This window comes from Polaromonas sp. P1_E1_2 (genome assembly GCF_056406035.1).
On record NZ_JBFUAZ010000588.1, the window covers coordinates 1 to 2,663 of the forward strand.

The following is a 2,663-nucleotide window of genomic DNA, read 5'->3' on the forward strand; positions in this document are numbered from 1 at the left end:
CAACTGCACAGCGAGGTCATCGACCGCAATTTCCCGCTCTGGGAGTTTTATATTTTTGACCGCATCCAGCTGCCCGCATCGCAGGGCGGCAAGGTGGTGGCCGGGTTTTTCTCGAAGATTCACCATGCAGCGCTGGACGGCAAAGGCGGTGTGATGCTGGCCAATGCCCTGCTCGATTTCAGCCCGGTACCGCGCGAGGTGCCGCCGCCCGACCCGGCCCGCCGCCGCAAAACCGAGGCCGACCTGAAGCTGGGCAAGATGATCGGCTCGGTGTTTTCGAGTTCGCTGGGCCAGCTGGCCAAACTGGCCAAGGCGCTGCCGTCTGCGGCCAGCACCTTTGGCAGCACGCTGGCAAAACAATCCACCACCAGTTCGGCCACCGGCATCAAGCCCAAGATGCCGATGAAGCTGGCGCCACAAACGCCCTTTAATACCGGCATCACCACGGATCGCGTCTTTGTGACGGCCACCCTGCCGCTGGCCGAATGCAAGGCCATGGGCAAGGCGGTGGGCGGCTCATTCAACGACGTGGTCTTGTGGATCTGCTCGACCGCACTGCGCAGCTACCTCACGCAGCACCACAGTCTGCCGAAAAAATCGCTGGTGGCGGCCATGCCGGTGTCGCTGCGCGAAGCCGGCGCCACCGACGCCAGCAACCTGGGCAACCAGGTGAGCATGAGCCTGGTGGAACTGGGCACGCAGCTGGCCCACCCGCTCAAGCGCATGAACGCCATCATGGCATCGACCGCCAAGGTGAAAACGTCGATGCAAAGCCTGAAGGGCCTGCTGCCGACCGACTACCCTTCGCTGCTGGCACCGTGGCTGGTGGGCGGCGCAGCCAAGATGGCGCTGAACGCCTACGGCAAAAGCGGCATCGCCAGCCGCCTGCCCATGGTGGCCAACCTGGCCATCTCCAACGTGCCGGGCCCGCCGGTGCCGCTGTACCTGGCCGGCGCGAAGTTCCTGACCTTCCACCCGCTGTCCATCGTCATGCACGGGCTGGCGCTCAATATCACCATACAGACCTATGCCGGCCATGTGGATTTCGGCATCGTTGCCGACAAAAAGGCGCTGCCGCATGCGAAGGACCTGGCCAAGGCCATCGAAGACGCCTTTCAGCAAGCGCAGGCACTGATGTCCGTGACGGCGCCTGTTACACCCGCCGCCACGCCGCCCGCGTCGAAAAAGACGGCTAAAGTCGCTACCAAAAAAACCGCACTCAAAGCCGCAGTCAAGGCCACCCCGGTAAAAACCCGCAAAACCGCTGTCACGAACGCGACGAAAACCGCCGCCAGGCGCTCACCTTAGAGAGACCTCTCTCTGTAAAAAACCGTAAGCGCCTCCATACTCTTTGAGTCGGAACTCCAACAAGACAATCAATGCTTCAAGCCATGGCAAGCCCGTCATCCAGGCGAAATCCGTCTTCATCCTCCCCCCAAGATCAAGCAAAACCGTCCCCACACGATGTTCCGCCCAGCGCCTGGCTGCTGGCGCTTGAGCTGCGTGCGTTCTGGGAATTCGGTGCCCTGCTTCCCGCCTGGCCCTTGCTGGCCCGCGCGCCACGCGGCGACGGCCATGCCGTGATGGTGTTTCCAGGCCTGTCGGCCAATGACGCCACCACGGTGCCGCTGCGCCAATACCTGCAGTCGCTCAATTACAGGCCCTGGGGCTGGGAACAGGGGTTTAACTTTGGCCCGCGCGCCGGCGTGCTGGAAGAAGCCCGCGACAGCCTCGCCCGCACCTTCGAAACCACGGGCCGCAAGGTCAGCCTGATCGGCTGGAGCCTGGGCGGCGTCTACGCGCGCGAGCTGGCCAAGGAGCTGCCGCACATGGTGCGCGGCGTGATCACGCTGGGCACACCCTTCGCGGGCTCGCACAAGGCCACCAACGCCTGGCGCATCTATGAACTCACCAGCGGCCGCAACGTCGAGCGCGAATCCGAAAGCTACGATCTGCCGGCCGCCCCGCCTGTGCCGACCACCAGCATTTATTCGCGCAGCGATGGCGTGGTGGCCTGGCAAGCCAGCATCCAGGCGCCCAGCGCCGCCCATCCGCAAACCGAAAACATCGAAGTGCTGGCCAGCCATATCGGCATGGGCGTGAACCCCAGCGCCTGGTGGGCCGTGGCCGACCGGCTGGCGCAGGCCGAAGGCCAGTGGAAGCCGTTTTCGCGCGGAGATAAAGGCAAGCTGCACGGCCTGGTGTTCCCGGACCCTGCGCGAAAAGCGTAACGCTTCAATGTAGCGCCGGGCGGCGGTGCACACCATTCCACCCAGGCATAAAAAAAGCGCCTGCAGACCACGCTGCAGGCGCTTTTTTAAGTTTCCCTCAATGCCTTTGCTATATTTTTTATAGCTGCTTGCGCACGGCCTGAGCCACCTTCAGCACAAAAACGCTTACGTTTTCGTGCCAGAGGCCAGGTTTCAGGCCTTGCCGGCCTTTGCATAGTTGGCAATGCCGTCCGTGATTTCTTTTTTGGCCGCATCCGGGCCTTCCCAGCCCAGCACCTTGACCCATTTGCCTTCTTCCAGGTCCTTGTAGTGCTCAAAGAAATGCGCAATGGTCTTCAGGCGCAGCGGATTCATGTCTTCAGGTTTTTGCCACTGGGTGTAAAGCGAGCATTTCTTGTCGATGGGCACCGCCAGCACCTTGCCGTCTTCACC

The 2,663-nt window shown here is 62.4% G+C and carries 3 protein-coding genes; 2 read left to right on the forward strand and 1 reads right to left on the reverse strand.

All coding sequences use genetic code 11. From position 1 onward, the window contains the following. Nucleotides 1-1,308, forward strand: a 1,308-nt coding sequence (locus tag AC1D1P_RS20335) for a WS/DGAT domain-containing protein (protein ID WP_477674208.1), incomplete at its 5' end; no start/stop codon positions are given. 83 nt (nt 1,309-1,391) lie between these two features. Next, the gene (locus AC1D1P_RS20340; protein ID WP_477670856.1) at nt 1,392-2,231 is read left to right on the forward strand and encodes an alpha/beta hydrolase; all 840 of its coding nucleotides are present in this window, start codon (nt 1,392-1,394) and stop codon (nt 2,229-2,231) included. A gap of 192 nt (nt 2,232-2,423) precedes the next feature. Here the strand turns inward: AC1D1P_RS20340 and AC1D1P_RS20345 are convergent. Further along, a partial coding sequence (locus AC1D1P_RS20345; RefSeq protein WP_477674209.1) for an inorganic diphosphatase occupies nt 2,424-2,663 on the reverse strand: 240 nt, incomplete at its 5' end.

Bases quoted from the DNA above. Each gene is read 5' to 3' on its own strand.
- AC1D1P_RS20340 (WP_477670856.1), top strand. From the start codon at position 1,392: ATGGCAAGCCCGTCATCCAGGCGAAATCCGTCTTCATCCTCCCCCCAA.